The organism is Alteromonas sp. ABM1_013 (assembly GCF_056160505.1).
The window spans coordinates 75,383-100,259 of record NZ_JBSWXH010000004.1; the positions used below are offsets into that span (position 1 = coordinate 75,383).

At 44.0% G+C, this 24,877-nt stretch carries 20 protein-coding genes; 10 read left to right on the forward strand and 10 right to left on the reverse strand.

The window, feature by feature from the left end; translation table 11 throughout:
• The first annotated feature begins 128 nt into the window (after positions 1 to 128).
• Positions 129 to 1,154, forward strand: a complete 1,026-nt coding sequence (locus ACXAGK_RS12250; protein WP_474856451.1) for a substrate-binding periplasmic protein — start codon at positions 129 to 131, stop codon at positions 1,152 to 1,154.
• 159 nt (positions 1,155 to 1,313) lie between these two features.
• Here ACXAGK_RS12250 and ACXAGK_RS12255 read toward each other — a convergent pair whose 3' ends face one another.
• The gene (locus tag ACXAGK_RS12255) at positions 1,314 to 4,040 is read right to left on the reverse strand and encodes an ATP-binding protein (RefSeq protein ID WP_474856452.1); all 2,727 of its coding nucleotides are present in this window, start codon (positions 4,038 to 4,040) and stop codon (positions 1,314 to 1,316) included.
• A 223-nt stretch (positions 4,041 to 4,263) separates the two neighbouring features.
• Here ACXAGK_RS12255 and ACXAGK_RS12260 point away from each other — a divergent pair, with 223 nt between their 5' ends.
• The 4 genes from ACXAGK_RS12260 (at position 4,264) to ACXAGK_RS12275 (ending at position 7,781) form a co-directional block, all read left to right on the forward strand.
• Positions 4,264 to 4,821 (forward strand): GbsR/MarR family transcriptional regulator, encoded by a 558-nt coding sequence (locus tag ACXAGK_RS12260; protein WP_136783374.1) that lies wholly within the window; start codon positions 4,264 to 4,266, stop codon positions 4,819 to 4,821.
• An 11-nt stretch (positions 4,822 to 4,832) separates the two neighbouring features.
• Entirely contained in the window at positions 4,833 to 6,206 is a 1,374-nt protein-coding gene (locus ACXAGK_RS12265; protein WP_474856453.1) for a cytochrome ubiquinol oxidase subunit I, read from the forward strand.
• Between the two features lie 11 nt (positions 6,207 to 6,217).
• Entirely contained in the window at positions 6,218 to 7,225 is a 1,008-nt protein-coding gene (locus tag ACXAGK_RS12270) for a cytochrome d ubiquinol oxidase subunit II (protein WP_474856454.1), read from the forward strand.
• A gap of 391 nt (positions 7,226 to 7,616) precedes the next feature.
• Complete coding sequence (locus ACXAGK_RS12275) at positions 7,617 to 7,781, forward strand: hypothetical protein (protein WP_014950935.1); 165 nt, start codon at positions 7,617 to 7,619, stop codon at positions 7,779 to 7,781.
• 43 nt (positions 7,782 to 7,824) lie between these two features.
• Here ACXAGK_RS12275 and ACXAGK_RS12280 read toward each other — a convergent pair whose 3' ends face one another.
• From ACXAGK_RS12280 to prlC, 8 genes are all read right to left on the reverse strand, one after another.
• Positions 7,825 to 8,307 (reverse strand): Lrp/AsnC family transcriptional regulator, encoded by a 483-nt coding sequence (locus ACXAGK_RS12280; protein WP_474856455.1) that lies wholly within the window; start codon positions 8,305 to 8,307, stop codon positions 7,825 to 7,827.
• 66 nt (positions 8,308 to 8,373) lie between these two features.
• Positions 8,374 to 9,018 carry a hypothetical protein gene (locus ACXAGK_RS12285; RefSeq protein WP_474856456.1) on the reverse strand — a complete coding sequence of 215 codons (645 nt, stop codon included), beginning with the start codon at positions 9,016 to 9,018 and terminating at the stop codon, positions 8,374 to 8,376.
• 350 nt (positions 9,019 to 9,368) lie between these two features.
• Complete coding sequence (cspE, locus tag ACXAGK_RS12290; protein ID WP_012519905.1) at positions 9,369 to 9,578, reverse strand: transcription antiterminator/RNA stability regulator CspE; 210 nt, start codon at positions 9,576 to 9,578, stop codon at positions 9,369 to 9,371.
• A gap of 293 nt (positions 9,579 to 9,871) precedes the next feature.
• Complete coding sequence (gene ubiB / locus ACXAGK_RS12295; protein ID WP_474856457.1) at positions 9,872 to 11,500, reverse strand: ubiquinone biosynthesis regulatory protein kinase UbiB; 1,629 nt, start codon at positions 11,498 to 11,500, stop codon at positions 9,872 to 9,874.
• A 23-nt stretch (positions 11,501 to 11,523) separates the two neighbouring features.
• Positions 11,524 to 12,159 (reverse strand): ubiquinone biosynthesis accessory factor UbiJ, encoded by a 636-nt coding sequence (locus tag ACXAGK_RS12300; RefSeq protein WP_474856458.1) that lies wholly within the window; start codon positions 12,157 to 12,159, stop codon positions 11,524 to 11,526.
• Positions 12,159 to 12,956: a bifunctional demethylmenaquinone methyltransferase/2-methoxy-6-polyprenyl-1,4-benzoquinol methylase UbiE gene (gene ubiE / locus ACXAGK_RS12305; RefSeq protein ID WP_118491819.1), complete on the reverse strand. Its 798-nt coding sequence runs from the start codon at positions 12,954 to 12,956 to the stop codon at positions 12,159 to 12,161. Before ubiE ends, ACXAGK_RS12300 begins: the two co-directional genes overlap by 1 nt.
• A 187-nt stretch (positions 12,957 to 13,143) precedes the next feature.
• A complete protein-coding gene (locus ACXAGK_RS12310) occupies positions 13,144 to 13,845 on the reverse strand; it encodes a DNA-3-methyladenine glycosylase I (RefSeq protein WP_474856459.1) in 702 nt (233 codons plus the stop codon).
• A gap of 6 nt (positions 13,846 to 13,851) precedes the next feature.
• The gene (gene prlC / locus ACXAGK_RS12315) at positions 13,852 to 15,888 is read right to left on the reverse strand and encodes an oligopeptidase A (protein WP_474856460.1); all 2,037 of its coding nucleotides are present in this window, start codon (positions 15,886 to 15,888) and stop codon (positions 13,852 to 13,854) included.
• A gap of 305 nt (positions 15,889 to 16,193) precedes the next feature.
• On the opposite strand from prlC, the gene ACXAGK_RS12320 reads away from it, so the two are divergent.
• The 5 genes from ACXAGK_RS12320 (at position 16,194) to gorA (ending at position 22,254) form a co-directional block, all read left to right on the forward strand.
• On the forward strand, positions 16,194 to 16,754 hold the full coding sequence (locus ACXAGK_RS12320; protein ID WP_474856461.1) for a response regulator: 561 nt from the start codon (positions 16,194 to 16,196) through the stop codon (positions 16,752 to 16,754).
• Positions 16,755 to 16,776: 22 nt separating this feature from the next.
• Positions 16,777 to 17,601 (forward strand): phosphate/phosphite/phosphonate ABC transporter substrate-binding protein, encoded by an 825-nt coding sequence (locus ACXAGK_RS12325; RefSeq protein WP_474856462.1) that lies wholly within the window; start codon positions 16,777 to 16,779, stop codon positions 17,599 to 17,601.
• Between the two features lie 11 nt (positions 17,602 to 17,612).
• Positions 17,613 to 19,292 carry a sensor histidine kinase gene (locus ACXAGK_RS12330; RefSeq protein ID WP_474856779.1) on the forward strand — a complete coding sequence of 560 codons (1,680 nt, stop codon included), beginning with the start codon at positions 17,613 to 17,615 and terminating at the stop codon, positions 19,290 to 19,292.
• A gap of 65 nt (positions 19,293 to 19,357) precedes the next feature.
• Positions 19,358 to 20,662: a response regulator c-di-GMP phosphodiesterase, NosR family gene (gene nosR / locus ACXAGK_RS12335; RefSeq protein WP_474856463.1), complete on the forward strand. Its 1,305-nt coding sequence runs from the start codon at positions 19,358 to 19,360 to the stop codon at positions 20,660 to 20,662.
• Positions 20,663 to 20,904: 242 nt separating this feature from the next.
• Positions 20,905 to 22,254: a glutathione-disulfide reductase gene (gorA, locus tag ACXAGK_RS12340; protein WP_474856464.1), complete on the forward strand. Its 1,350-nt coding sequence runs from the start codon at positions 20,905 to 20,907 to the stop codon at positions 22,252 to 22,254.
• A gap of 173 nt (positions 22,255 to 22,427) precedes the next feature.
• On the opposite strand, the gene ACXAGK_RS12345 is transcribed toward gorA, so the two are convergent.
• The gene (locus ACXAGK_RS12345) at positions 22,428 to 24,674 is read right to left on the reverse strand and encodes a molybdopterin oxidoreductase family protein (RefSeq protein ID WP_474856465.1); all 2,247 of its coding nucleotides are present in this window, start codon (positions 24,672 to 24,674) and stop codon (positions 22,428 to 22,430) included.
• Positions 24,675 to 24,877: the final 203 nt, after the last annotated feature.

A 24,877-nucleotide genomic window follows, 5' to 3' on the forward strand; every position in this document is an offset into this window, starting at 1 on the left:
CAGCATTGCGCACAATCTATTGATGCCGCTTACATTTTGTTAATTTAAACCAATGCGGGTTTATTGGAATTAAGTGACTAACTACATTACAGTGTAATAAATGCATGACGGCAGTTCGGAGTTCACCTTTGGTAAGATTTAGCGCATTTTCGCTCTCTTTTTTTGCTCGACGCCTTTCCTTGTTAGGCATCATCCTTGCCCTTTGTTTAGTCAACATTTCGCCTTTACAAGCCGCCCCCACGACTTTAGGTGCCGCTTCCTTTGAAACTTATATAAGCGATGATGGTGAGCCTGCTCGAGTTAATGCTTTGCTTGAAAAGGTGTTTGAAAAGGCAGAGTTGGATATTCAACTCCAGGTTATGCGACAAGCTTTTTTAGGTAGTTCCGTACTAACTGGGAAGCTAAACGGTGAATTTGCCTATATCAACTTGGGTGAAGACAGCAGCAATTATTTTCTATCCGACATTTACTTACCTGTTTATCTTTACGCAGTAAGTAAGAAGGCAAACGTAGAAGACATAAAACTTTTCCCTCACTTAAAAGGCAATCGCGTCGCCATAGAAAATCGCTTTGCCAATACCCCCTCGTTCAGACTACTTAAAGATATAAAGTGGTCGCGCAACCCCACAACGTTTGATGCCTTTCGCCAACTTGCCGATGATAGAGCACCTTACTTAATTACCACTCAGCTTCTCGCACAAGAACTAAATATACTGCTTGCCAACGATAACGAAGAAACTTTGCACTTTTCAGCAAAGCCTTTAGCCAAAACGGGGTTTCAAATAGCTATCAGTAAAAATGTTGCCAGTGCTGAAAGCATTATTGCGAAATTTAACCAAGCCCTATCGGCGTTACAGAATAACGGTGAACTTAATCAGCCTCTTGCATTGGCATGGCTAACGAAAGATGTGAATGGAGATGGCGTAGCCGACTATATTGGACATAGCAGCATAACTACAACTGCGGACTTATTAGACACAGTTTACTCGCTAGATGGTAAGCCTACCTCTGAAAGCAGCATGTTTTATGTTGATGGTAAGCAATATGTATCGTTAGAAGAGGCACGCGCAGTACTCTCAGCTAAAGAAAGCTTATCGGCCCGCGAGTCACTTTTAGATAAAAGTGTCTATGAACAGCTGCTTCGCCGCTGGTAGATGAATTTTGAAAGCCTAACAGATCCTAACTCGCTGTTGGGCATCAACGGAGCCTGATTTAAGACTCTGTATTCAGGTTGTAGTCAATACAATGCCACGCAGTATGCACTTATCCGCGCGCTGAAGGCTGTCTAGACCTACAGGCGCGGTTTTCAGCTATTAGAGTGACGTTTCTGGCATGTACATTTCCAAAATAGTCAGCAACTCTTCTCCGTCAACGGGTTTAGATACGTAATTATTGAAGCCGGCTTTAAGGGCTTTAACGCGGTCTGATGTATAGGCGTATGCAGTAAGTGCCACAGCGTTGAGCTTCGCAATCTCGGGGATTTCGCTAGCTCTTATTTTTAACACTAGACCTAACCCATCCATTTCCGGCATGCCAATATCCGACAGTAATAGATCGAAAGCTTCGGGCATATCGTTTAGCTCTTTCCATGCGAGCAGCCCGTTTTTAACTACGTTGACGCGGGCACCGTTAGACTCTAAAAACAGCTTTATAAAGTCACGGGCGTCTTGCTCGTCTTCTGCTACCAAGATTCGTAAACCGCTTAAACGCAAAGACTCGGTTAAATCACTGATTTCGCTATTCTTGGTTTCGATAATGTCATCGTGCAAACTAAGAGGAGCAATAGGCAAAGATACAAAGAAAGTAGTCCCGGAATTTAGTCCATCGCTTTCGGCGCGAATTTCCCCGCCGTGCATTTCAACTAGGCTCTTTACAATAGATAAACCCAGCCCCAAGCCAAGTTTGTTATGAGAGTCTTTACCTTGGTAAAAGCGTTCAAAAACCCGGGCTATCTGATCTTGGGTCATTCCTTTACCGTTGTCTTTTACACGAAACAAGTAGTTAGAATGTTCCCTTCGCCCCCGCACATGTACGGTTCCACCTTTTGCTGTAAATTTAAGAGCGTTACTGAGCAGATTATTTATCACCTGCTTAATACGCAAATTATCACCCAGAATTTGAGTATGCTCATCTTCGCAATTGATCGACAAATGGATATTTTTACTGGCAAAGCCCGCTTCAAATGATTTAGCCACCTCAGAAATAGATGAAGCAATATTAAGTGAATGCGTGCTGAGCTTCATGGTGCCGGAGATAATGCGCGATAAATCTAAGATATCGTTAATTAACGCGGCCTGTGTAGACGCAGCGCGTTTGATAACGCCTAATGCATCGGACATTCTATCGACATTCGTCACATCCATCAGTGCTAAGTCCGTCCAACCTACGATAGAATTAAGGGGCGAACGAAGTTCATGGGAAATACTCGCCAAAAACTGATCTTTAGCTTTATCTAACTCTTCTAATTTACTAATTTGCTTATCGAGCGACGCTTTTAAGCTTAGCGCGTAAGGTATAAATAGGTGATCAAAACCTTCTATTATAAGCTGATCATCCTCGCTCCACTCTACCGACTCATCAGCAACACTTTGTAAGTACATATCAAAGGAATTACGAGGCGTTAGTACCTTACCAATATCTTTGTTTGCGGCCTCGCGGCCCGCCCATCGTATAGTTTTGTCTTTTTGCTCTCTAAACCAAACCGTGTAGTAACCAAGCTTGGCGGATACACAGGAAATATACATGCCGCGAATGCCATTAAGGTCACATTGTTCCGACACTTCTTCCGCCAACTTGCTAATAGCAATTGACTCTTCAGAGTTTGGAATGACGAATTTGTCAAGAAGGCGAGTTAATGTTTGTTCAGAGGGCGTTTTTCCTACTAAATACTTATCTACAGGGGTAATAACCGCCATACCACATGCATTGGCAACATCCAAAAGGCCTTTTTCTTTTTGGGTTATCGCCTCAAGCGGGTTAGCAAAGCCAGTAAGCTGGTGAATAATAGTGTTTAGCTTACGTTGGCGAATTTGAAACTGCTCTTTCTTTTCATGCAAGGCTTTAGTGTGTAGCTGCCACGCATAGAGATGACCGAGGGATTCGCATACCAAACGCTTTTTTTGGTCGATATATTTAGGCTCGTTATTGTGACAAGCAAGTAACCCCCAAAGTTTACCTTCAAACACAAGGGACACTGAAAACGATGAACGTATACCCATGTTTTTAAGATAAGTAATATGAACCGGCGACACTGAACGAACCATAGACATGGATAAATCCAGTGGCGGTCGCTCTGCTTCTTGCACTGTTGGCTTTAAAGCAATAGGGTTTTGTTCTACGTCAAATACGCAACGTACGCGATTTTTTAAGTACAGAGCTCGGGCTTGGCTAGGAATATCAGATGCCGGAAATTTCAAACCTTTGAAAGAGCGTGAAGCTGGTAATTTTGCTTCGCCAATTACTTCTCCGCTATAGGTTTTATCGAACTGATAAACCATCACCGAATCAAACCCTATGTAGCGCTTGAATACGCCCGCAATGGCGTCTGCGACATCACCGATAGACTCGCACCCATCCACATCAGGAAGCAATGTGCGAATATCTACGTCCATCGGTACCCATTGTTGGGCAGCTTCATAGCTAAGCTGCGGGGTAGGCTCTAATTCAATAACAAGTAAACCGTTTGAATCGAACGCGACACCGCTCCCCTCTTTTTCCCAGTTGTCTAAATGAAGCGCGTTGTCGGCAAATTTCCATTGATACGCTCGGCGCGTGTCTCCGCCTTTTACGCTTTGATAAATACTTTGAAAAGTGGGAGCATCTTCGGAAGGGGTATCTATGAGCTCAGTGATGAGAGTTTCACCCGCAATGATACTGACTTTAAATAGCTCATTAATGTTTTCACTGAACACCTGAATTTTTTTAGTTTCAGGGTCTACCGCTATAACGTAACCAAAGCTTTGAACACTTTCGATTAGGTGAATAGCTTCATCTTCGCAGTTCTGAAGCGTCTTTATCTTTTTATCTGTAACGTGCTGCATTGCCTTGGCCGAGAAATTTTGAAAGCGAACTTTCATGAGGGTTTTAATTACACAACCACGATAACAACTTATTGCAACCAAAGCATGCAATATCGTTGAAACTTTCCTAATTAACTTTTATTAAATTATCAATAAAATTTAGCTTACAAAGCACTTTATTGTTGCCTTTTTTGATCCTACACAATAAACTTTCAATAATTTCTGAAACTTCTGGAAAATAAGAATGAAAATGACGCCTTTAATTACATCTGCAGTCATGCACTTCGGCGAAATGGGAAGCCGCTGGGGTTTTAATCGTACAGTAGGGCAAATTCTTGCGCTTATTGTATTAAACGAAGAGCCCATTTCGGCACAAGAGGTTGCCGATGCGCTCAATATCTCCAGAGGCAATACCAGTATGGGTTTAAAAGAGCTTCAATCATGGCGCCTAGTAAAACAACATCACGTTCCCGGCGAGAGAAAAGAATTCTTTATTCCCGCTGGCGATATCTGGACATTAGCAAACCGGGTTTTTGAAGAGCGCAGGAAGCGCGAAATAGACCCAACAATGAGCCTGCTTCGGGATCTGCTTCTTGACGCACCTGCTAATGAAAAGGAGGCAAACGCCCAACATAAACTGAACGAAATTCATGATTTACTCGAATCAATTACTGCATGGTCTGAAGAGCTTCAAAATCTTGGACCTGAAAAGCTAAACACCTTGATGAAGTTGGGTTCTGGCGTGGGCCGTATGCTTGAGCTTAAAGACAAGCTACTTCCGGGGAAAAACAGCGTTAACTAAGGGGGCTCTCTGTGGATGCATTCTTGCTGTCTCGTTTACAATTTGCGTTAAATATTAGTTTCCATATTTTATTTCCAACCATCACCATGGCGATGGGTTGGTTTCTTTTTTATTTTAAGCTGCGCTCTAACACCTCAGGTCACCCTGTTTGGATGCGCATGTATCGTTTTTGGGTCCGTGTATTTGCCCTAAGCTTTGCATTAGGCGTGGTTAGCGGCGTCACCATGTCATTTCAGTTCGGCACTAATTGGCCTGGATTCATGGAGAAAGTGGGTAACGTGGCCGGTCCGCTCTTAGGTTACGAGGTACTGACCGCTTTTTTCTTAGAAGCCACGTTCTTGGGGATCATGCTATTTGGGATACGCCGTGTTCCTAACTGGCTACATACAGCGTCCACCCTCATTGTCGCTCTTGGCACCACAACGTCTGCATTTTGGATATTAGCGCTTAATAGCTGGATGCAAACGCCACAAGGTTTTGAAGTAATTGATGGTGTGGTTTATGCCACGAATTGGAAAGAAATCATCTTTAACCCATCTTTCCCCTATCGCTTTGCTCATATGATGTTGGCGTCTGGATTAACCGCTAGCTTCCTTATTGCCGGTCTTTCAGCATACCGTATGCTAAAAGGTGACGATAAACTTGCCCCCAAACTAGCGCTTAAAACAGCTACCTACACGGCGGCCGTGCTAATTCCTTTGCAAATTTTTGCGGGTGACATGCACGGTTTAAATACCCTTGAGCATCAACCTCAAAAAGTGGCGGCGATGGAGGGTTTATGGGAAACCACTGAAGGTGCACCTTTATTGCTTTTTGCTATTCCAGATGAAGAAAGCAAAGAGAACCACTTTGAAATTCCCATTCCCTACGGTGCAAGTTTAATTCTTACCCATGAGCTCAAAGGAGAGATAAAAGGGCTTAATGAGTTTGAGGGAGAGCACCCACCTGTAGCCCCTGTTTTCTTCGGCTTCAGAGTCATGGTAGGTATGGGCATGCTAATGCTGGCTGTTTCATGGCTTGGTAGTCTTTACCTTATTCGCAAGAAAGAATTTCCTGTGTGGCTGAAACGCACGTTTGCAGGTATGGCATTTAGCGGCTGGATAGCAACGTTAGCAGGCTGGTACGTTACAGAAATAGGTCGACAGCCTTATTTAGTGAGTGGCGTATTGAGAACCGCTGATGCTGTTACCCAATTGCCACCGGCCAATATTGCTCTGTCGTTCACGCTTTACCTCGTCATTTACACGGTGCTCTTAATCGCATACATGGGAACGCTTATGTTGATGTGTAGAAAAGCAGTGGAAATCGAGGAAATAACGACGGAAGAGCGCGAAGTAGCGAAGGCTAAGATGCAACCCTCTGAACCTGACCCAAGCACGGTATAAGGAGAGCGAACATGTTTGAAAATGTATCAGCAGAAATGCTTGGAAACATCTACGTCGGCTTACTTGGTTTATCTGTATTACTGTACGCTATTTTAGATGGCTATGACTTAGGTGTTGGCGTATTAATACCGCCAAGAAAAGAGGCTTTTCGCGACGATATGATAGCCTCTATTGGGCCTTACTGGGATGCCAATGAAACCTGGCTTGTGCTTGCCATAGGCTTGCTGCTTATCGCTTTCCCTGAAGCCCATAGCGAGTTTCTGCAAACTCTGTACTTACCTGCAACTTTCATGTTGTTAGGGCTTATTTTGCGCGGCGTGGCGTTCGATTTTCGCGCTAAAGTTGTGCAAGTGAAAAAGCGGAAATGGGATTTGGTATTTAAATACGGTTCGCTTTTAACTACGCTCGCGCAAGGTTACATGTTGGGCATTTACGTGACGGGCCTTCGCACTGATATTTGGGCTCAAGGCTTTGCTCTACTTGCGGCATTTGGAGTAACAGCGGCCTATGCATTTATTGGCTCATGCTGGTTAATACTCAAAGGCGAAGGAGAGCTTCAAGAAAAAGCATATTATTGGGCACGCCGAGGGTTGGTTGTACTGGCTGTGGGAATTACTGCAGTAAGTATCGCAAACTTAACCTTACACGATGATGTGCGAGACTTATGGCTATCAGCGCCCTGGGGCTATGTGCTATTCGCAATACCCGTAGCATGTTTTGCGCTTTTAGCCTTATGTGGCGTGTTGCTTAAAAAGCTGCCTGACGCTCAAGGTAAAGGTGAATGGCTTCCGTTCTTTATAGCCTTGCTTGTATTTTTACTTTGCTTTTGCGCATTTGGCATTAGCTACTACCCGTTTATTATACCTGGGCAGATGACGGTGATGGATGCGCTCAGTGACGCTAACTCCCTGCGCTTCTTGCTAGTCGGTGTAGTTATTGTTGTGCCTATCATTCTTGCTTATACGGCCATGGTATATAAAATTTTCTCCGGCAAGTCAGAGAAGCTTTCTTACTACTAGTATTCATTAATGGGATCCCAGCGGATCCTAATTACTCAAAACAATAGTGAACATCATTGAAAGTCAGTGGTGTTCACTTTCTATTCAGCGCTATTATGAGCGCTTATACGTTGTTAGTTTTTGCTGCCTCCAACGCTCTCCTGCCCTGTAGCGTTTTCGGCGACGACTATAACCTGCTCGGAAACTCAATCTGAAAACCTTCAGATCAAAATATGATCCTTTCTCTCGAACAATGTATACCAATGAATAGAGGGTGCTCAGTTGTACTTAGTCTATCCTTATCATGTGAACGAGATATCTAAATTGTTTAATGACAATTATTTTGTTGACATCAAACTGTAATATTACTATATTTTATTTGGGGCAATTTTTACTAGAAGGAGCCAATACTATGGAAAATGTATTCCATTCGTTCTCACGGTTCTTCAAACGCGCGCACCCCTATACAGTCGCTCATTACATCGGCCGTAAAAATGCGCAGCGTATCTTAGGATGTAAAATTAAAAAGAAATCCAAGATATTTGCCGACCAGCACGTTGAAGACCAAAATCATTAATTTATATGGGGCCCGTAAAACCGGCCCCATTTTTTTTGGCGTATTAAATGTGGTTTAAAGGGACTGAGGTTGTGTACTTAATCTGTTCCATGGCAAAGCTAGACGTAACGTCTGAAAACTCTATACCGTTAACCAATCGCTTATAAAAGTGGTCGAAGCAATCCATATCGGTGACGAGGACTTTTAGCAGATAATCGTACTCGCCAGACATACGATAACATTCAACAACTTCATCAAATGACGCAGCGTGCTTAGCGAAACTTGCTAGCCATTTTCCATCGTGCCTTCCTGCTTTCACTTGAACGAAAACCGTCATTGCAAGGCCTAACTGCTTTGCTTGCAACAGCGCCACTCGCCTAGAAATTACACCCTTATCTTCTAGCTTTTGAATGCGTCGCCAGCAGGGCGTGACCGTTAGCCCGACTTGCTCGGCGATTTCTGCAACAGGCGTATCAGCATTATTCTGAAGCATGGCCAAAATGGCTTTATCTATTGCGTCTATAACGCTCATTTTATCATTAGCCATAGTTGAATCTGGCCCTTAATCCCCAACACTTTCAGTTGTACATTTGTTTTGTTGCTCATGCTTTATTTAAAGCCACCAAGGCTTTGAAAAATCAACGTTTTCATTAGCAATTTCATACTGATAGGGGGGTTTGAATAAATCCCAAAACGCTTCGCCTAGGTCTTCATCCGCTATGTTAAGTTTACCCACATCACGATAGCGAGAGAGCAATTCGTTGTAAGCATCAATAGGCATTTGCGGGTTAGACTGACGAAAAACGACACGACCGCCAAACTCTTCGAACATAGCTTTTTCAGCTTGGAATTGCATTACCTGCTTAACCGCTATTTCTTCGATAGATTTAGATGAAGTTTCGCTAGATACCTGACTCTTAAACTTATCGATAAACTTATTTACTAGCGCCTGGTCAAGCGTAATACCTTTTTCCTTAACGTAATCCTCTAACACTAGTTCGAAAATTTTGTTAGACGCGTTTACATGAGCGACATATTCGAGCATTTCGGCGTAGTTATCTTTCGCCTGCTCTTTCATGTTTTGACGCTTTTCTTCACTGGGCATTACATCTACTACTCGAATTTCGGTGTTGAGCACTGTTGCCAAAACATTCTCGCCAACGATTAGCCCATCTGCTTGGGCGGCATAAGTAGAGTTTGAACAAAGAAGAAGTAGTAAAGCAGCTAGTGTGGTTCGAATTATTGATGTGATGCGCATAAAGCACTCCCTGAAGGCGTATTCATCGTTATATCGAGTAAAGCATTAAACACCATGACTACGCAATACTGTGGCGTACTGATATTAGGAATATGCTGCGAGCATCAAATTTATTGGGGTGAACGTGTGCTTTTGTGATCTGGTGCGGTGTAAACAAGAAACGGTAACGATAGTTACGCTGAAGACTGGCAATTGAAGAAAGCGCTATTCGTTAAAAGTGAGTTATACCAAAAGCGTTATAGACTAAAAGTGTTATGCACTAAAAGCCTAGTCAAGCATTTAGCGTGAGCGTGGGAAATGCAGACAATAGAAAGAAAAACGGCGGTCAGATGACCGCCGTTTTTGAATTCTTAGATAGCTTGCACGTTAGCAGCTTGAAGACCTTTTTGACCTTCTTCAACTTCAAATTCTACTCGCTGACCTTCTGGAAGCGTTTTGTAACCGTCAGAGATGATCGCACGGAAATGAACGAAAACGTCCTTGCCGCCGTTATCTTGAGTTAGGAAACCGTAACCTTTATCAGCGTTGAACCACTTAACTGTGCCTGTAACTTTAGACATGTCGTATAGACCTCAAATATCGTATTAAATTGCGCATAAGCGCGTGTAACAAAGTTCTTTAGAGTCTTTAAATTGGCGGAGTATTGGGTCTTACTTACGAATGGACAAACAACTTACAACAAATTACCGGGTAACTCGAGTGGTTTTACATATAGCAAATAATACAAAATCGCGTCTATTTAAAGACTTTGGCTTAGAGCCGTATCCACTATAACACTCTTCGGGACGATTACTATACAAATTAATTAATTAACTACGGATTTCATAAATATTTCACCCCAACGTAACAATAATCACAGTCCTTTTCGCCACGCTAAATACCAACAAATTGCGCCAATTACACCTGTACTTGCAGGGAAATACCAGGATAAGTCATAAATTGGCAATATTGCTGACATCAGTACAAAGGTTGCACCTACTAGGCTCAAGTGAGTGGTCTGAGTTGTTTTCTTTTGCTCTTGAATCAGTGCCAAATGTGCCCTTTGCTGTTGCAATGGCAAGCGCTTCATTTGCTGTAAACTGTCGTACAGCAGGTCTGGCATTTCAGGTAGTTTTTCAGACCAGAAAGGTAAATTGTCTTTTACTTTCCCCATCATAGCCGTAAAGCCAATCTGCTCTTTCATCCAGTTTTCAAGAAATGGCTTGGCGGTTTTCCATAAGTCGAGCTGGGGGTAAAGCTGACGTCCTAGCCCTTCGATATACAGCAAGGTTTTTTGCAGTAACACCAATTGCGGCTGTACCACCATATTGAAACGTCGCGCCGTGTTAAATAGCTGTAGCAGCACATTACCAAAGGATATTTCTGCCAAAGGCTTTTGAAATATCGGTTCACAAACCGTGCGAATGGCCATTTCGAACTCGTCAATATTGGTATCTTGCGGCACCCAACCTGAGTCGGCGTGAAGTTGCGCCACTTTGCGATAGTCGCGGTTAAAAAAGGCGATAAAGTTTTCGGCCAAATAGCGCTTATCTTCGCGATTAAGCGTACCAACAATGCCAAAATCGATTGCGATGTATTTTGGGTTTTCAGGATGTTCCGTAGATACAAAAATGTTGCCCGGATGCATATCAGCATGGAAAAAGCTATCCCGGAATACTTGGGTAAAGAAAACTTCAACCCCGCGTTCTGCTAACTTTTTCATGTTGGTGTTTTGGGTTAACAAAGCATCAATATTGGAAATAGGTAAGCCGTAAATACGCTCCATAACCAATACATTACTGCGACAATAATCGCTGTAGATCTTAGGTACGTATAAGGCGTCTGAGCCCTCAAAATTACGTCCTAGCTGGATACCGTTAGCTGACTCACGGAGCAGATCAAGCTCATCTACAATGGTTTTGCGGTATTCCACTACCACTTCTACAGGGCGTAAACGCTTGCCGTCTGGCAACCAACGCTGTAGGACATTTGCTAGGCTAAATAAAAGCTCCATATCCGCCACTATGGTATCGCGAATATCCGGCCTTAATACCTTTACTACAACATCTTCGTTATTGTGCTTTAACTTTGCCGCGTGAACTTGGGCGATAGAGGCCGACGCGAGTGGCGCGGTTTCAAATTCGCTAAACAACTCGTTCAGATCAGAGAGCCCTAGTGCCTGCCTGATGATGTCTTGCGCTACGTCTGACGAGAAAGGTGGTACTTTGTCTTGTAAGCGGGCCAGCTCATTAGCAATAGCTGGGGGAAGCAGGTCGCGGCGTGTAGAAAGCATTTGACCAAACTTGATAAAGACTGGACCAAGGTTTTGCAATGCAAGAGTAATGCGCTCGCCAGGAGATTTCCCTTTATGCTTATTGCGCACCCAAAAAATGGCATGGCGCATAATTCGCGCGTACCAGGGTAACCACTTTGCTGGAATAAGTTCATCTAAGCCGTGTTCCAACAATACCTTGTTAATTCGGTATAACCTAACAATACGCATTTATGAGCCTGTTTCTCTCAATCTTACTTAAATTTTTCTTCTAAACGGCGCAGTCGCGCATCGGCACTTTCTGCCCTGTCGCGAAGCGCATTCACTTCATCACTAAAGTGCATTACCGCAAGCTTATGTGCAGCTAGCTGTTTTTCTTCTACTACGGCATTGCCGAAGACTTTCGCCACAGACGCTAGCGCCGTCATCGATTTTTCATGCACTGTTTTTACCGTTTTCACGGTTTGGTGTGCGATAACGTCATTGGTCTTTTGAGCAATCAACTCTTCAATATCGATGTCGAGCTGCTGAAACAAAGCACTGACTTGCTGGGCAACGTTAAGCTCCCCTTCTAAAAAGAGTGCTTTTTGTTGAATAAGGCGGGTCAGCTGGCTGGTTTCTTTTAACTCAGGCAAGGTCTGTAGCGACGTTTTAATACAACAGTCTTTCGGCCCAAGGGACGCGACGGCGTCTTCAAACGAGCCTTGCTCGCTGAGTACGTCGACTCGGTCAGAAAAAGACAAGGTGATACCGTAAGGCAGCGGCGAAATAAACGCAGTGAGTCTGGCGCCGTTAAGGGCTTTTAACCTTTTTTCGCTGTCTTCATCTAAAGACAGCAGTTTGTTTAGAGCCGATTCAACCGTAGCGGTAACAAGCGCTGAAGTAGGCATTAAAACTTGTAGCCTCTATGCAGAGCCACAATACCGCCGGTAAGGTTCTGGTAATCACATTGTTCAAAGCCAGCCTGTTCAAACATGCCTTTTAATGTTTCTTGATCAGGGTGCATGCGAATACTTTCAGCAAGATATTGGTAGCTTTCTGCATCATTCGCCACCAGCTGCCCCATTTTCGGCAAGATGTGGAAAGAATACATGTCGTAAAGCTTACTTAGCTGCTCTGACGTAGGCTTAGAAAACTCTAAAACCAGTAAGCGACCACCGGGTTTTAACACACGAAAAATAGAATTCAGTGCATTTTGCTTTTCCGTCACGTTTCGAAGACCAAATGCCATGGTCACCACATCGAAATGGTTGTCAGGAAACGGCAGCGCTTCTGCGTCTGCTTGTACATAATCAATATTGCTAACCAAACCGCGGTCACGCAATTTATCACGCCCAACCTTAAGCATAGACAAGTTAATATCAGCTAACGTGACGCGGCCTGTAGGGCCCACCAAACGCGAAAACTTAGCGGTTAAATCGCCAGTACCACCTGCAATATCCAGTACTTTATTACCCGCACGCACACCGCTGCAATCAATGGTAAATCGCTTCCATAAACGATGTACTCCCATTGACATAAAGTCGTTCATTACGTCGTACTTCGCAGCAACGGAATCAAAAACATTAGCAACCAAAGAGGCTTTTTGCCCTTTATCTACCTGCTTAAAACCGAAGTGTGTCGTATGCTCGTTAGCATTGTCGATTGCAGAGTCTGCTTGCGTAGCGGGAGTTTGATTGTCGCTCATGACAGTCCTGTAATTTGAATATTTTTATTAATGCCGAAGTGTATAGGATTGTGTGCTGAAGCAAAAGCTTTATGCCTGTCTGCCTTAGCTTGAAAAGCAAACCGTTGGCTTGCTCTTTGCGTGAACCTGCGAGGCACATACCTGTTTACTAAATACATTAGAGGGCCCCATTCAACGCTAACCTGTATTAAGCAGTAAGATTATTCGTGCCCCAGCTAAATGCCACAATGGCACTGATTTCTTGTAGCGAACGGCCACTTTCTTTATGCCATTGGGCAAACGCTGAATTTGCTGCAGACAGCGACTTTTTCGATGTTAACCCGCCATCAATAACTTCGTTTTTTCGCAAGTAATCTTCAACGTCACGAGAGAACAAGAAAGTATCAATGCCTATTGCCCGAAGCATGTACGGGCCTGTATTTCCACCTAATCGCGCGCCGCGCTTTTTCAAAAACGCCCATAGTTCGGTGATGTTGTCTTTATCAAAGCTGGCGACAAACTTGCCAAAGCTACCGTGCTCCATAGCCACGTCTTTAATCATCATGGCGTTATCTCGCACAGTCATCACTTTTTTATAGTTGCGAACAATGCGCTTATCCGACGCTTTTTGTTCTAGCATCTCATCTGGCATCAGCAACACTTTATCCACGTTGAAACCGAAAAATACGGTTTCAAAATCTGGCCATTTTTGCTCGATGACTCGCCATACAAAGCCAGATTTGAAAACTTGCTTAGTCATAGCTGCTAAAAAGCGATCATCACTAATGGCTTCAGTTTGCGCTTTAGAAAGCGGAGCTTGAAGCATTGCCTCAAGCTCCCTCTCACCGCCTTTGCGCTCGCACGCACGGCGGTATATAGATTGGAAAGACTCTAACTTCGACTCTTTCATGTATGCCTAGCCCTTTATACCGCTATGACGAAGCAAAGCGTCAACCTTCGGCTCGCGCCCTCTGAAGGCAACAAATAAATCCATAGGAGGCTTGCTGCCGCCCATTTCTAGAATGTTTTCTAAAAAGGCTTTGCCTGTGTCGCGATTGAAGATGCCATCTTCTTCAAACTTACTGTAGGCATCGGCAGAAAGAACCTCAGCCCACTTATAGCTGTAGTAACCCGCTGCGTAGCCACCAGCAAATATGTGACCAAAGCCGTTTTGGAAACGGTTAAACGATGGAGGAATAACTACGGCAACTTCTTCACGCACTTTATCCAATGTGCCCTGTACGTCTACCTCGCTGCCCTTTTCGCTATGCAGTAAGAAATCAAAAAGACTAAATTCAAGCTGACGTACCATCTGCATAGCAGACTGGTAATCCCGAGCGGCAAGCATGCGATCGAGTAAATCAGCTGGAAGCGGCTCTCCAGTCTCATAATGACCAGAAATAAAGTTTAGAGCGTCTTCTTCCCAACACCAGTTCTCTAAGAACTGACTTGGTAGTTCAACAGCATCCCAAGGCACACCGTTAATGCCAGATACGCCAGCCACACTCATTTTTGTAAGCATGTGATGGATGCCATGACCAAACTCATGGAAAAGGGTGACGACTTCATCGTGAGTAAACAGCGCAGGCTTATCGCCAACAGGGGCATTGAAGTTACAGGTCAGGTACGCCACTGGTAGCTGTAGCTCGCCGTCTATCATTTCACGTCGTACTCGGCATTCATCCATCCATGCCCCGCCACGTTTTTTAGCACGGGCGTACAGATCTAAGTAAAAGCTGCCACGCAATGCGTCAGCATCGTCGGTTATAGTGAAATAACGTACATCTTTATGCCAGGTATCGATGCCAGGCTGCTCAATGATTTTCAAGCCATATAAGCGATGCACTACTTCAAAAAGACCTGATAGCACTTTGTCTTCAGGGAAATAAGGGCGCAGCATTTCATCAGAAATGGTGTACTTTTCTTGCTTCAACTTTTCGCTGTAATACGGTAAATCCCATGCTGCTAATTCGGTAACACCATGTTTGTCTTTGGCGTACGTTCTTACTTCTTCAAGCTCTTTTTCCGCCTGAGGTTTAGACTTAGCCGCCAAGTCGCGTAAGAAACCTATTACCTGATCGGTAGAGTCTGCCATCTTGGTAGCCAGTGAACGCTCTGCATAGCTAGCAAACCCTAACAATTCAGCGAGCTCTGTGCGCAGCGTTAAGGTCTCTTTAATAATGTCGGTGTTATCCCACTTACCCGCATTCGGACCTTGGTCAGACGCTTTTGTGGCATACGCACGATACATTTCTTCGCGTAGCTCACGATTATCCGCGTACAGCATAACAGGCAAATAAGACGGAATGTCTAGGGTAAATAACCATCCCTGCAAGTCTTTTTGATGCGCAGCTTGCGCTGCCGCTTCAAGTGCTGACTCTGGCATACCTGCAAGCTCAGTTTCATCGGTAATGTGTTTGGTCCAGCCCATGGTGGCGTCCATCACATTGTTTGAGAAGGTTGACGATAACTCACTAAGCTTTGCCTGAATTTCTGCAAAACGTTTCTTTTGTTGTGCAGGCAAGGCAACACCTGAGAGCGTAAAGTCGCGTACCGCGTTCTCAATGACTTTCTGTTGTTCTTCGCTTAGGGTGTCAAACTCGTCAGACGCTTTTAGTGAAGCATAAGCATTATAAAGGCCTTCGTGCTGGCCTACCCAAGTACCGTATTCAGATAAAAGCGGCAAACACGCATCATGCGCCTCTCGCAATTCATCGCTGCTTACTACGCTGTTCATATGAGACACAGGTGAGAACATTTTACTTAAGCGGTCGTCTACCTCTTCAAGGCGTAATACTAAATTCTTGTAAGAGTAATCATTCGACGCTACCACTTCTTCTATTTCACTTTTACAAGCTTCAATGGCTTTTTCGATAGCTGGCTTAATAGAGGCAGGTTCAATAGCAGAAAAAATTGGTAGGCCGTCTACCATCTCGATTGCAGGGGTTGTCATAATCTTTTTCACTCTTAACACGTTGATAGAATAATGATGGGGTTTCGTTGACTAAAAGCAAGCTATTGTTTAAGCCGCAGTTGACCTATCTTGAAGTTACTTCTAGTTTGAAAGTAAGGATCACGAAGATTTGTTGAGGTTAGTGTGCTTGAAGCGTACCTTAAATAAATATAAATAAGGTGGTTAGCCACTTGTGACCTCACGAAGCCCTCTGTCACAAATGTCACATTTCATCCTTTTGTCTACTTTGTCTCCATGTAGTACAACAGCTATAATTCTGATTAATAAATCTACAAGGCTTAGATATGAAAACCTTAACCTCTGGCGAAATAGCGTCGTATTGCGATGTGAACCTTCGCACTGTAATTCGATGGATTGAAAGCGGGAAGCTTAAAGGCTTTAAGCTTCCAGGGCGTGGTAACAACCGTATTCTAGTTGAAGACTTTATCGAGTTCCTTGAACGCCACGATATGCCTATTCCTGACGCACTCAAAGGCGTTGCTTCGCCATCTGTTCTTATTGTTGATGACGAGATGCCGGTAGCGAAATCAATACAGCGTGTGGCTAGACGTGCAGGGTTCGATTCATACATTGCGACCGGCGGATTCCAAGCCGGGATCATGTTAAGTCAGTACGAACCTAAAGTGATGACCCTCGACCTGAGTATGCCAGGCATGGATGGCTACAGTGTTATTGAATTCACTCGAGATCAGAGCAAGCACAAAGATTTAAAAATTATTGTTATCTCTGCCTTGGACGATATCAGTCTTGAGCGTGCGCTAGAAATAGGCGCTGACGCAACGCTTCAAAAGCCTTTCTCAAACCATGATCTAACGAATGTCTTAGAACAATTCATGTCGATGTAATTTTGATGAGAGGGTGTGCACTATGTCGCGGCTAGCAATGTTCATTTTAACAGCTCTATGTCTTACTGTTGTTACGCTCTCTTCTAACGCAAAAACGCTTACTTTCGCCGTCGTTCCACAGCAGTCAGCCAAAACTTTGGCTGAACGGTGGCAACCGCTTATTGATTATGTGAGTAATTATACTGGGCTTGCCATCGAGTTTAAGACAGCTAAAGATATACCCACTTTCGAAGCAAACTTGACTGCTGGGCTTTACGACATTGCCTACATGAACCCCTATCACTTTGTAGTTTTTAACGAATCTGCAGGCTATCGTTCTCTCGCGAGACAACGTGACAAGAAAATTCGCGGATTAATCGTGGTTCATCAGGACAGTACTATTCAATCAATTGAAGATCTAAATGGTGCCGAAATAGCCTTCCCAGCGCCCGCGGCATTTGCGGCCACTATTATTACCAGCGCCCACCTGCGAAACAACAATGTTGCATTCATTCCGCGTTATGTAAATTCGCACGATTCAGTGTACTTATCGGTTCAGCGCGATTTCTTTAAAGCAGGTGGAGGCATTCTTCGAACGCTAAACATCTCACCCGAGGCAGTGAAAAGTGATTTACGAGTACTTTGGGAAAGCAAAGGTTACACGCCACACGCTATAGCCACCCACCCCAAAATGGCGTTAGCAGATAGACAAGCTATTCTTAATGCATTGATTGCATTATCTAATGACACTAGCAAGTCATCAATTCTTCGCAAAATTGGGTTGAGTGAATTTGTTGAATCTAACGACAGCGATTGGAATGACGTTAGAGAGCTGGGTATTGCATCGCTTTCTAGACCACATCTATGAGAAACGAGCAGATGAAGCTGTCGTTACGATTTAAAACAATAACTGGCATCGCTAGCATCGCAGCACTCTTGCTGCTAGTGCTAATTGTGACCATATTCCAATTATTAAATGATCTTGTTGATAGCAACATTAAAAAGTCTGCCGATACCACTGTAGCGCTTTTCGTTTCTACAACAAAAAATGCTTTTTTAAGTTATGACCTAGCTTCACTCGACGCAGATGTGTCTGAAATTCTAACTAACCCGAATATTTCCTACGTGAAGGTAAAAGATAAACTTGGCAATGTGTTTGTAGAGAAAGGCAACGAGGTCGCGCTTAGCCGCCCTTTTGAGGCGGACTCGTCGGTGGCGGCAGCTGACGATGGGGTATACGATACCCGCGCTCCAATTATGGTCAACGATACTGTTTACGGCTATGTAGAAATTGGTTTAAACATCGCTTCTGTAACAGAGTCGGTCTCAAGAGTGAGAAACTGGACCGTAACGCTTGCTTTGATGGAGTTCGTTCTAGTTGGATTGTGTTCGTATTTGCTTGGTTCATTTTTAATGTCTCAGCTTCAGCAGCTTTTGAAGGGTGCTAAACACCTTGGTGAAGCAGTTCAACACAATAATTACAGGGAAGTCTTTGTTCCAGTTAGAGGCAACGATGAGTTAAGCGAGCTCGCCGAAGCTTTTAATCAACTTGTAGAGCGGTTAAAAGAGGAACACGAACAACGTCAGCGTGCGCAGGATGAACTCAAAGAGTTGAATACGCTGCTTGAAGAAAAAGTGCAAGACAGAACGGCTTTACTTAATCAGAAAAACTATCAGTTAGAAGAAACGAACAAAGATTTAAAAGAAACACAAGTGCAACTTCTTCAGGCAGAAAAGATGGCATCAGTAGGCCAGCTTGCCGCTGGCGTTGCCCATGAAATTAATAACCCCGTCGGTTTTGTAAGCAGTAATATTTCAACACTTAGTGAATACGTTGCTACTTATCAAATGATCTTTTCTCAAATTCAAGTTGTTATAGGCGAGAAAGATGAAAACAAACGGGCAGCATCACTGATTGAACTAGAGAAATTGCTAGATAAACAAGATATGGCCTTTATAAACGAAGACATTTCAGATTTACTGAGTGACTCTCGTGAAGGCTTGCAGCGCGTGGCTGAAATAGTTAAAGGACTTAAATTGTTTTCACGGGTTGATAGCGATCAAATGCAAAAACACAATATTAATGATTGTGTACGTACTACTTTGGCGATGGTTAACAATCAACTGAAATATATCTGTACGGTAGAAACCCATTTAGGAAGGATCCCGGATGTAGAAATGAACGTTGGTAAAATATCTCAAGTGATTACCAACCTGCTCATTAACGCCGGACAAGCTATAGAAGCCACCGGCAAAAACGGAAAGATAATTATCACAACGTGCACGGTTGGCGAGTTTGTAGAATTGCGGGTAGAGGATTCAGGCTGCGGTATTCCGCCTAGTCACCTTGATAAACTGTTTAATCCTTTCTTCACGACCAAGCCAGAAGGGCAAGGGACGGGGTTAGGTCTTTCAATTTCATTTGGTATCGCGCAAGAACACGGTGGGTCATTATCTGCCACCAGCACGGAAGGAGACGGCAGTACCTTTACGCTAGCGCTCCCTATCAACCCCGTATCCAAAGACTTACAAAGTAATGGTAACGCTGATAATGCATAAAGTAATAGTGTTAAAACATGCCATTGCGTGTGATAGTTGTTACGTCGCGTATAAGGATAATTTTTATGACAGAGCCTACTGAACAAGCTACAACCTATACCGTCCTATTTGTCGACGACGAACCTAATATTCTTCGTGCAATTAAACGTGCGCTCTTCACTATGGATATTACACTGCTGCTTGCTGATAGCGGTGCTAAGGCACTGGAGTTGATGAGCAACAACGAAGTCCACGTTGTGATCTCAGATATGAAGATGCCTCAAATGTCTGGCGCTGAGCTTCTTGAACAGGTGGCTATTAATTATCCCGATACATTTAGAGTAGTACTTACCGGCTATGCTGATATCGAATCCACGATTAAAGCAGTCAACCAGGGAAAAATTCATCGCTACCTTCAAAAGCCATGGGATAACGAAGAATTAAAAGCAGTAGTTGAGGAAGGGTTAGAGCGAGTTAAATTAAAAGCTGAAAATACGCGTCTTCAAAAACTTACACGCCTTCAGAATAGAAAGCTCAGAGATGTGAATGCATCGCTAGAACAAGTGGTCCAAAAGCGTACTCGTCAAATTAAAGCTGCACTTAACAAAATTGAAAAGCACAATATTGCCATGGAGCAAGTGCTGTTCAACGTGATTAGTATTAACCCGAACATTAACGGGAAATTTGCCATAGAGGTAAGTGATTTGTCTTCAAAGCTTGCGCGTATTGCACGTTTGGAGAAAGACGAAATAAAACAAGTTCGCTACGCAGGTCTCATATGTGAGCTTGGGCTATTAGGGCTTGAAACCGAAGATTTTAAAGCGCCGTTTTCAAAGCTTAAATATCAGCAGCAACAAAATTATTTATCGCAAACCAAACAGGCTGCGTTAATACTTGCTCCAGCTCACGAGCTGCATCAAGTTTCAGATATCATCGAGTTTCAATTCGAGCATTACAATGGCTCAGGTTTGTATAACAAAGTTGCTAAAGAAATTCCCGCAGGCGCGCGTATTTTAGCTATAGCCCGAGATTATTGGCGCTTAGTAACCGGCAGAATGAGCGGCGTTGAAATGAGCCCCCGCGATGCCAAATTAGAAATGAAAAAGCACCGAAATACCCGCTATGATGGCGAGTTTTTGGACCTTTTACTCGAAGCAGAAGATGTGACTACGTCAAAGCTACTTTCGACATCATTGAAAGCTTCACAGCTTAAAGCAGGCATGGTGCTTGCTCAAAATTTGTATAACGATAGTCACATCCTTATCCTTCCCGAGGGACATGTATTTAGTGACGCTACCATTCAAAAACTCGTGCAATTTGAAGAAGAGCGTGGAAAAGCGTTTAGTATTCAAATAGAACCAGAAGAGCTTTCTGCTACTATAAGTGAGTAAGTTCTGAAGGCATTGAGCTTAAATGGGGCTGGCGCAACATAAATTAAGGCGGGTTGCGCCACGCCCTTTTATTTAATCTGCATTGTCCCCATTGACTAACTAATTGAAACACTATTAGGCAAACCTCGGTCTTTTAATTAATCTTACAAACAGAACCGTTTAAAAATGATTTGCTGTGCGAACGTGTTTAAGCATTTGTGCTTAAGGTCACGATCGTAAAACCGATAAAGAAGGCTTTTTGAATGACACATTTTGATTATATTTGTATTGGCGGTGGCAGCGGTGGTATCGCATCTGCAAACCGTGCAGCTAAACACGGAAAGAAAGCCGCCATCATTGAAGCTAAAGATATTGGCGGCACTTGCGTAAACGTAGGCTGCGTACCTAAAAAAGCCATGTGGTACGGAGCCCAAATTGCTGAAGCTGTTCACCGCTACGCGCCTGAATACGGGTTCGATTTGTCGGTAAATCACTTTAGTTGGGATAGCCTTATTGCCAGCCGCCAAGCCTACATTGAGCGTATCCATGCCTCTTATGACCGCGTGCTCACTGCAAACGACGTTACCTTAATCCGCGGTTTCGCGAAATTTATCGACAACAACACGGTAGAAGTAAACGGCGAAAAGTATACGGCTGACCATATTACGATTGCCGTTGGCGGTCACCCAGTAATTCCGGATATCGAAGGCGCCGAGTACGGCATTGATTCTGATGGTTTCTTTGCATTAAAAGAGCAACCTAAACGCGCTGTTGTGGTTGGTGCTGGATACATTGGCGTCGAGTTAGCTGGTGTACTTCATGCGCTAGGAACAGAGTCACATTTGGTGGTTCGCAAACACGCTCCGCTTAGAAATTTTGATCCCATCATTCATGAGACCTTGGTGGATATGATCCACGCTGAAGGCTGCAAACTGCACGACCATGCCAGCGTAGAGAAGGTGGAAAAGGCTGACGATGGCGAACTATCAGTACATTTAACCAACGGTGAAGTGCTAAAAGCTGACTGCTTAATTTGGGCAATTGGCCGTAAGCCGTCTACCGACAAAATTGATATCGAAAATACTGATGTTGCATTGAGTGAAGACGGTACAGTTAAAGTAGATAAGTACCAAAACACCACAGCTAAAAACGTGTACGCGGTAGGTGATATTACTGGCGAGGCTGAACTTACTCCAGTAGCAGTAAAAGCGGGCCGCTTGCTAAGCGAACGCTTATTCAACGGCCAAAAAGACGCTCACATGGATTATTCAATGATTCCAACCGTAGTCTTTAGCCACCCACCTATTGGCACAATCGGCCTAACTGAACCAGAAGCTATTGAAGAATACGGCGAAGACAATATTAAAGTGTACACCTCTAGCTTTGCGTCTATGTACACCGCGGTAACCCGCCACCGTCAAATGACCAAGATGAAGCTAGTGTGTGCAGGTAAAGACGAAAAAGTGGTAGGTCTACACGGTATTGGCCACGGCATGGATGAAATTTTACAAGGCTTTGCCGTTGCCATAAAGATGGGCGCTACTAAAGCTGATTTTGATGCGTGTGTGGCAATTCACCCTACCAGCGGTGAAGAGTTTGTTACTATGACTTAAGTGTGTGCTCTTCACTGTTTGATTTAGTGTAGAAAAGCTTTTTTAGCGTTACTCTTTCAGGATAGCTACATAAAAGTTCACAGGTGAACGCACAATGAGTAGAAGACCTACTTGTTGAGCATACCACTGAAAAACGGCATTTACTTTTAAGTAGATGCCGTTTTTTTATATGTTTAACTTACTTTTTCTAGCTCAACGGGCACACCATTTAACACTGCATTACCAGACAGTTCATCAACCTGCATGTCGTCAGTAAGTATGTTGGTGTTAACCCCTGGGTGCTGACTTGCCACAGACAACTTTATGCCGTTTTTGTTGTGTCCCCATCCATGGGGAATAGATACCACGCCGGGCATAATTGCATCGGTTATCTCAGCCTCTATGGTTAGTTGGCCAACTCGCGATTTCACGCGTACCTCATCGCCATCTGCAATGCCGTATTTTGCCCCGTCATCAGGATGAAGCTGCAGCGTACAGCGGTTGTTGCCTTTCACCATGCGGGGGCTGTTATGCAACCAAGAATTATTGGTTTTAATATGCCGGCGCCCTATCAAAACGACGGACTGATTTTGCGGCGCAACACGGTTCGCTTTTCCAAAGAAATGCGTGTTAACCCTGTCTAAATCAGCCATGAAGTAATCAAAATCTAAGTGAATCTTCTTATCTTCATGGAACAAGGCGTGAGGCAAAGACGGCTGTAGCGGCCCTAAGTCTATACCATGAGGGTGTGCTTTAAGCACATCAATCGACAATCCATTTGTGGGACTAGCCTTTGAAATTTCGCTTGAGTTAGCCTCCGCGCCTTGGTTTTTATTTGCGCTTCGACCATAAAGACCTGCTTGCAACAAATCATCAACCACACCTTTAGGTTGCTTGTCCCAAAGTGCAGCATAGTGTGCGGTGCTTTTTCCATTTAACGCATCGAGCCTTTCTGCTAACGAAAGGTATATTTGCCAGTCGCTAAGCTGGTCTTCGTCAATGTCCACCACCGCTTCCGAATACTTAGCGAAATTTCGCACGGCAAAGTTGTGAAAAACAATGTCGTAGTGGTCGCGTTCTAGCGCGGTTACTGGAGGAAGAATGATATCAGCATGACGGGAAGTTTCGGTAACATAAAAGTCTACGGCAACCATGAAGTCGAGTTCTTCAAATGCTTTATCAAGCTGCTCTGCGTTGGGCGTAGTAACCACGGGATTACCTGCACCAATTACCATAGCTTTAATTTGCCCATCTCCGGGGGTTAAGATTTCCTCGGCTAAACACGCCACCGGATACTCACCAGCAAACGCCGGAAGCCCTCTTACGCGAGAGGTAAATCCGCCCATGCTCCCCCTACCCGAAACTGGCAGTACGTCAGCCGCTGGCTGAGTAAACATCATGCCACCCCGCTTATCTAGGTTTCCGGTGAGCATATTAAACAGCATGATGAGATACTGAGTGAGCGTACCAAATGCTTGTACGCTAGCCCCCATCCTTCCATAACAAACTGCAGACTCAGCATTGCAGAAGTCCAAAACAAGCTGAGTGATTTGTGAAGCTGTAATACCGGTAAGCTCACTCACCTTTTGTGGTGAATAATCGCGAACGTATTTTTCGACCGCTTTTATATCCTCGGCATAAGGTAAAATTTCATCCGCCTTGTATAACTGCTTTTCAAACAATACATGCAGCATAGCTAGCAGTAACAGCGCGTCACTGCCTGGTCGAATAAAGTAATGTTCACAGCTAATATCGGCAGTTTCGCTGCGTTTAGGGTCGATAGCGACGACCTTCCCCCCACGTTTTTGAATGCCCTTTAAACGCTTTTTCACGTTTGGTACGGTCATAATGCTGCCATTAGAGGCCAGTGGATTTCCGCCGATGATCATAAAGTGCTGCGTGTGATCAATGTCAGGAATGGGAATTTGGGAGATATGACCAAAAAGTCGTCGACTAACAATATGATGTGGCAACTGGTCAACGGAGGTAGCGGAGTAGCGGTTGTGCGACTTGAGGGCACGATAGAAATACGGTCCGAATAATATTGAGCCCATATTGTGCGCATTAGGATTTCCTAAATACACACCTACCGCATTATTACCGTGCGTCTGCTGGATGTGGTGTAACTTGCTTGCGACCAAATCAAAGGCTTCATCCCACCCGATCTCTTCCCAGGTGCAGTCTTCCGAGGTGCTGTCTTCCCAAGCACTCTCTTTTCCGTCGAGTCGTACCCTTTTTACCGGGCGCTTCAAGCGGTCGGGGTCCTCGTACAAATCTTTTAGCGCACTGGCTTTCGGGCAAACATGGCCTTGGCTAAAGGGGTTATCTTTATCCCCTTTTATTGACAGTATTTGACGGCCTTTCGTCGCTACCTCAATACCACACATTGCTTCACAAAGCGTACAAGTAGAATAATGCAATTGTTGTTCAGCGTTGCTCACGGTAATTCCTACACAATTCATTGTTAATGACTTGTTACGAAATTAGCGATTATTGCTGTAATAGACAAGCATCACTGAAAGTGATGGTGCATTCGTTGAACGTTAAATTTATACCCACGATCGCATTAGGTGAGTGAATCTATCCTACTTTGCAGTAAGATTAACCTTAGTTTTACAATTCAAGAGTACGTATCTTCATGTTA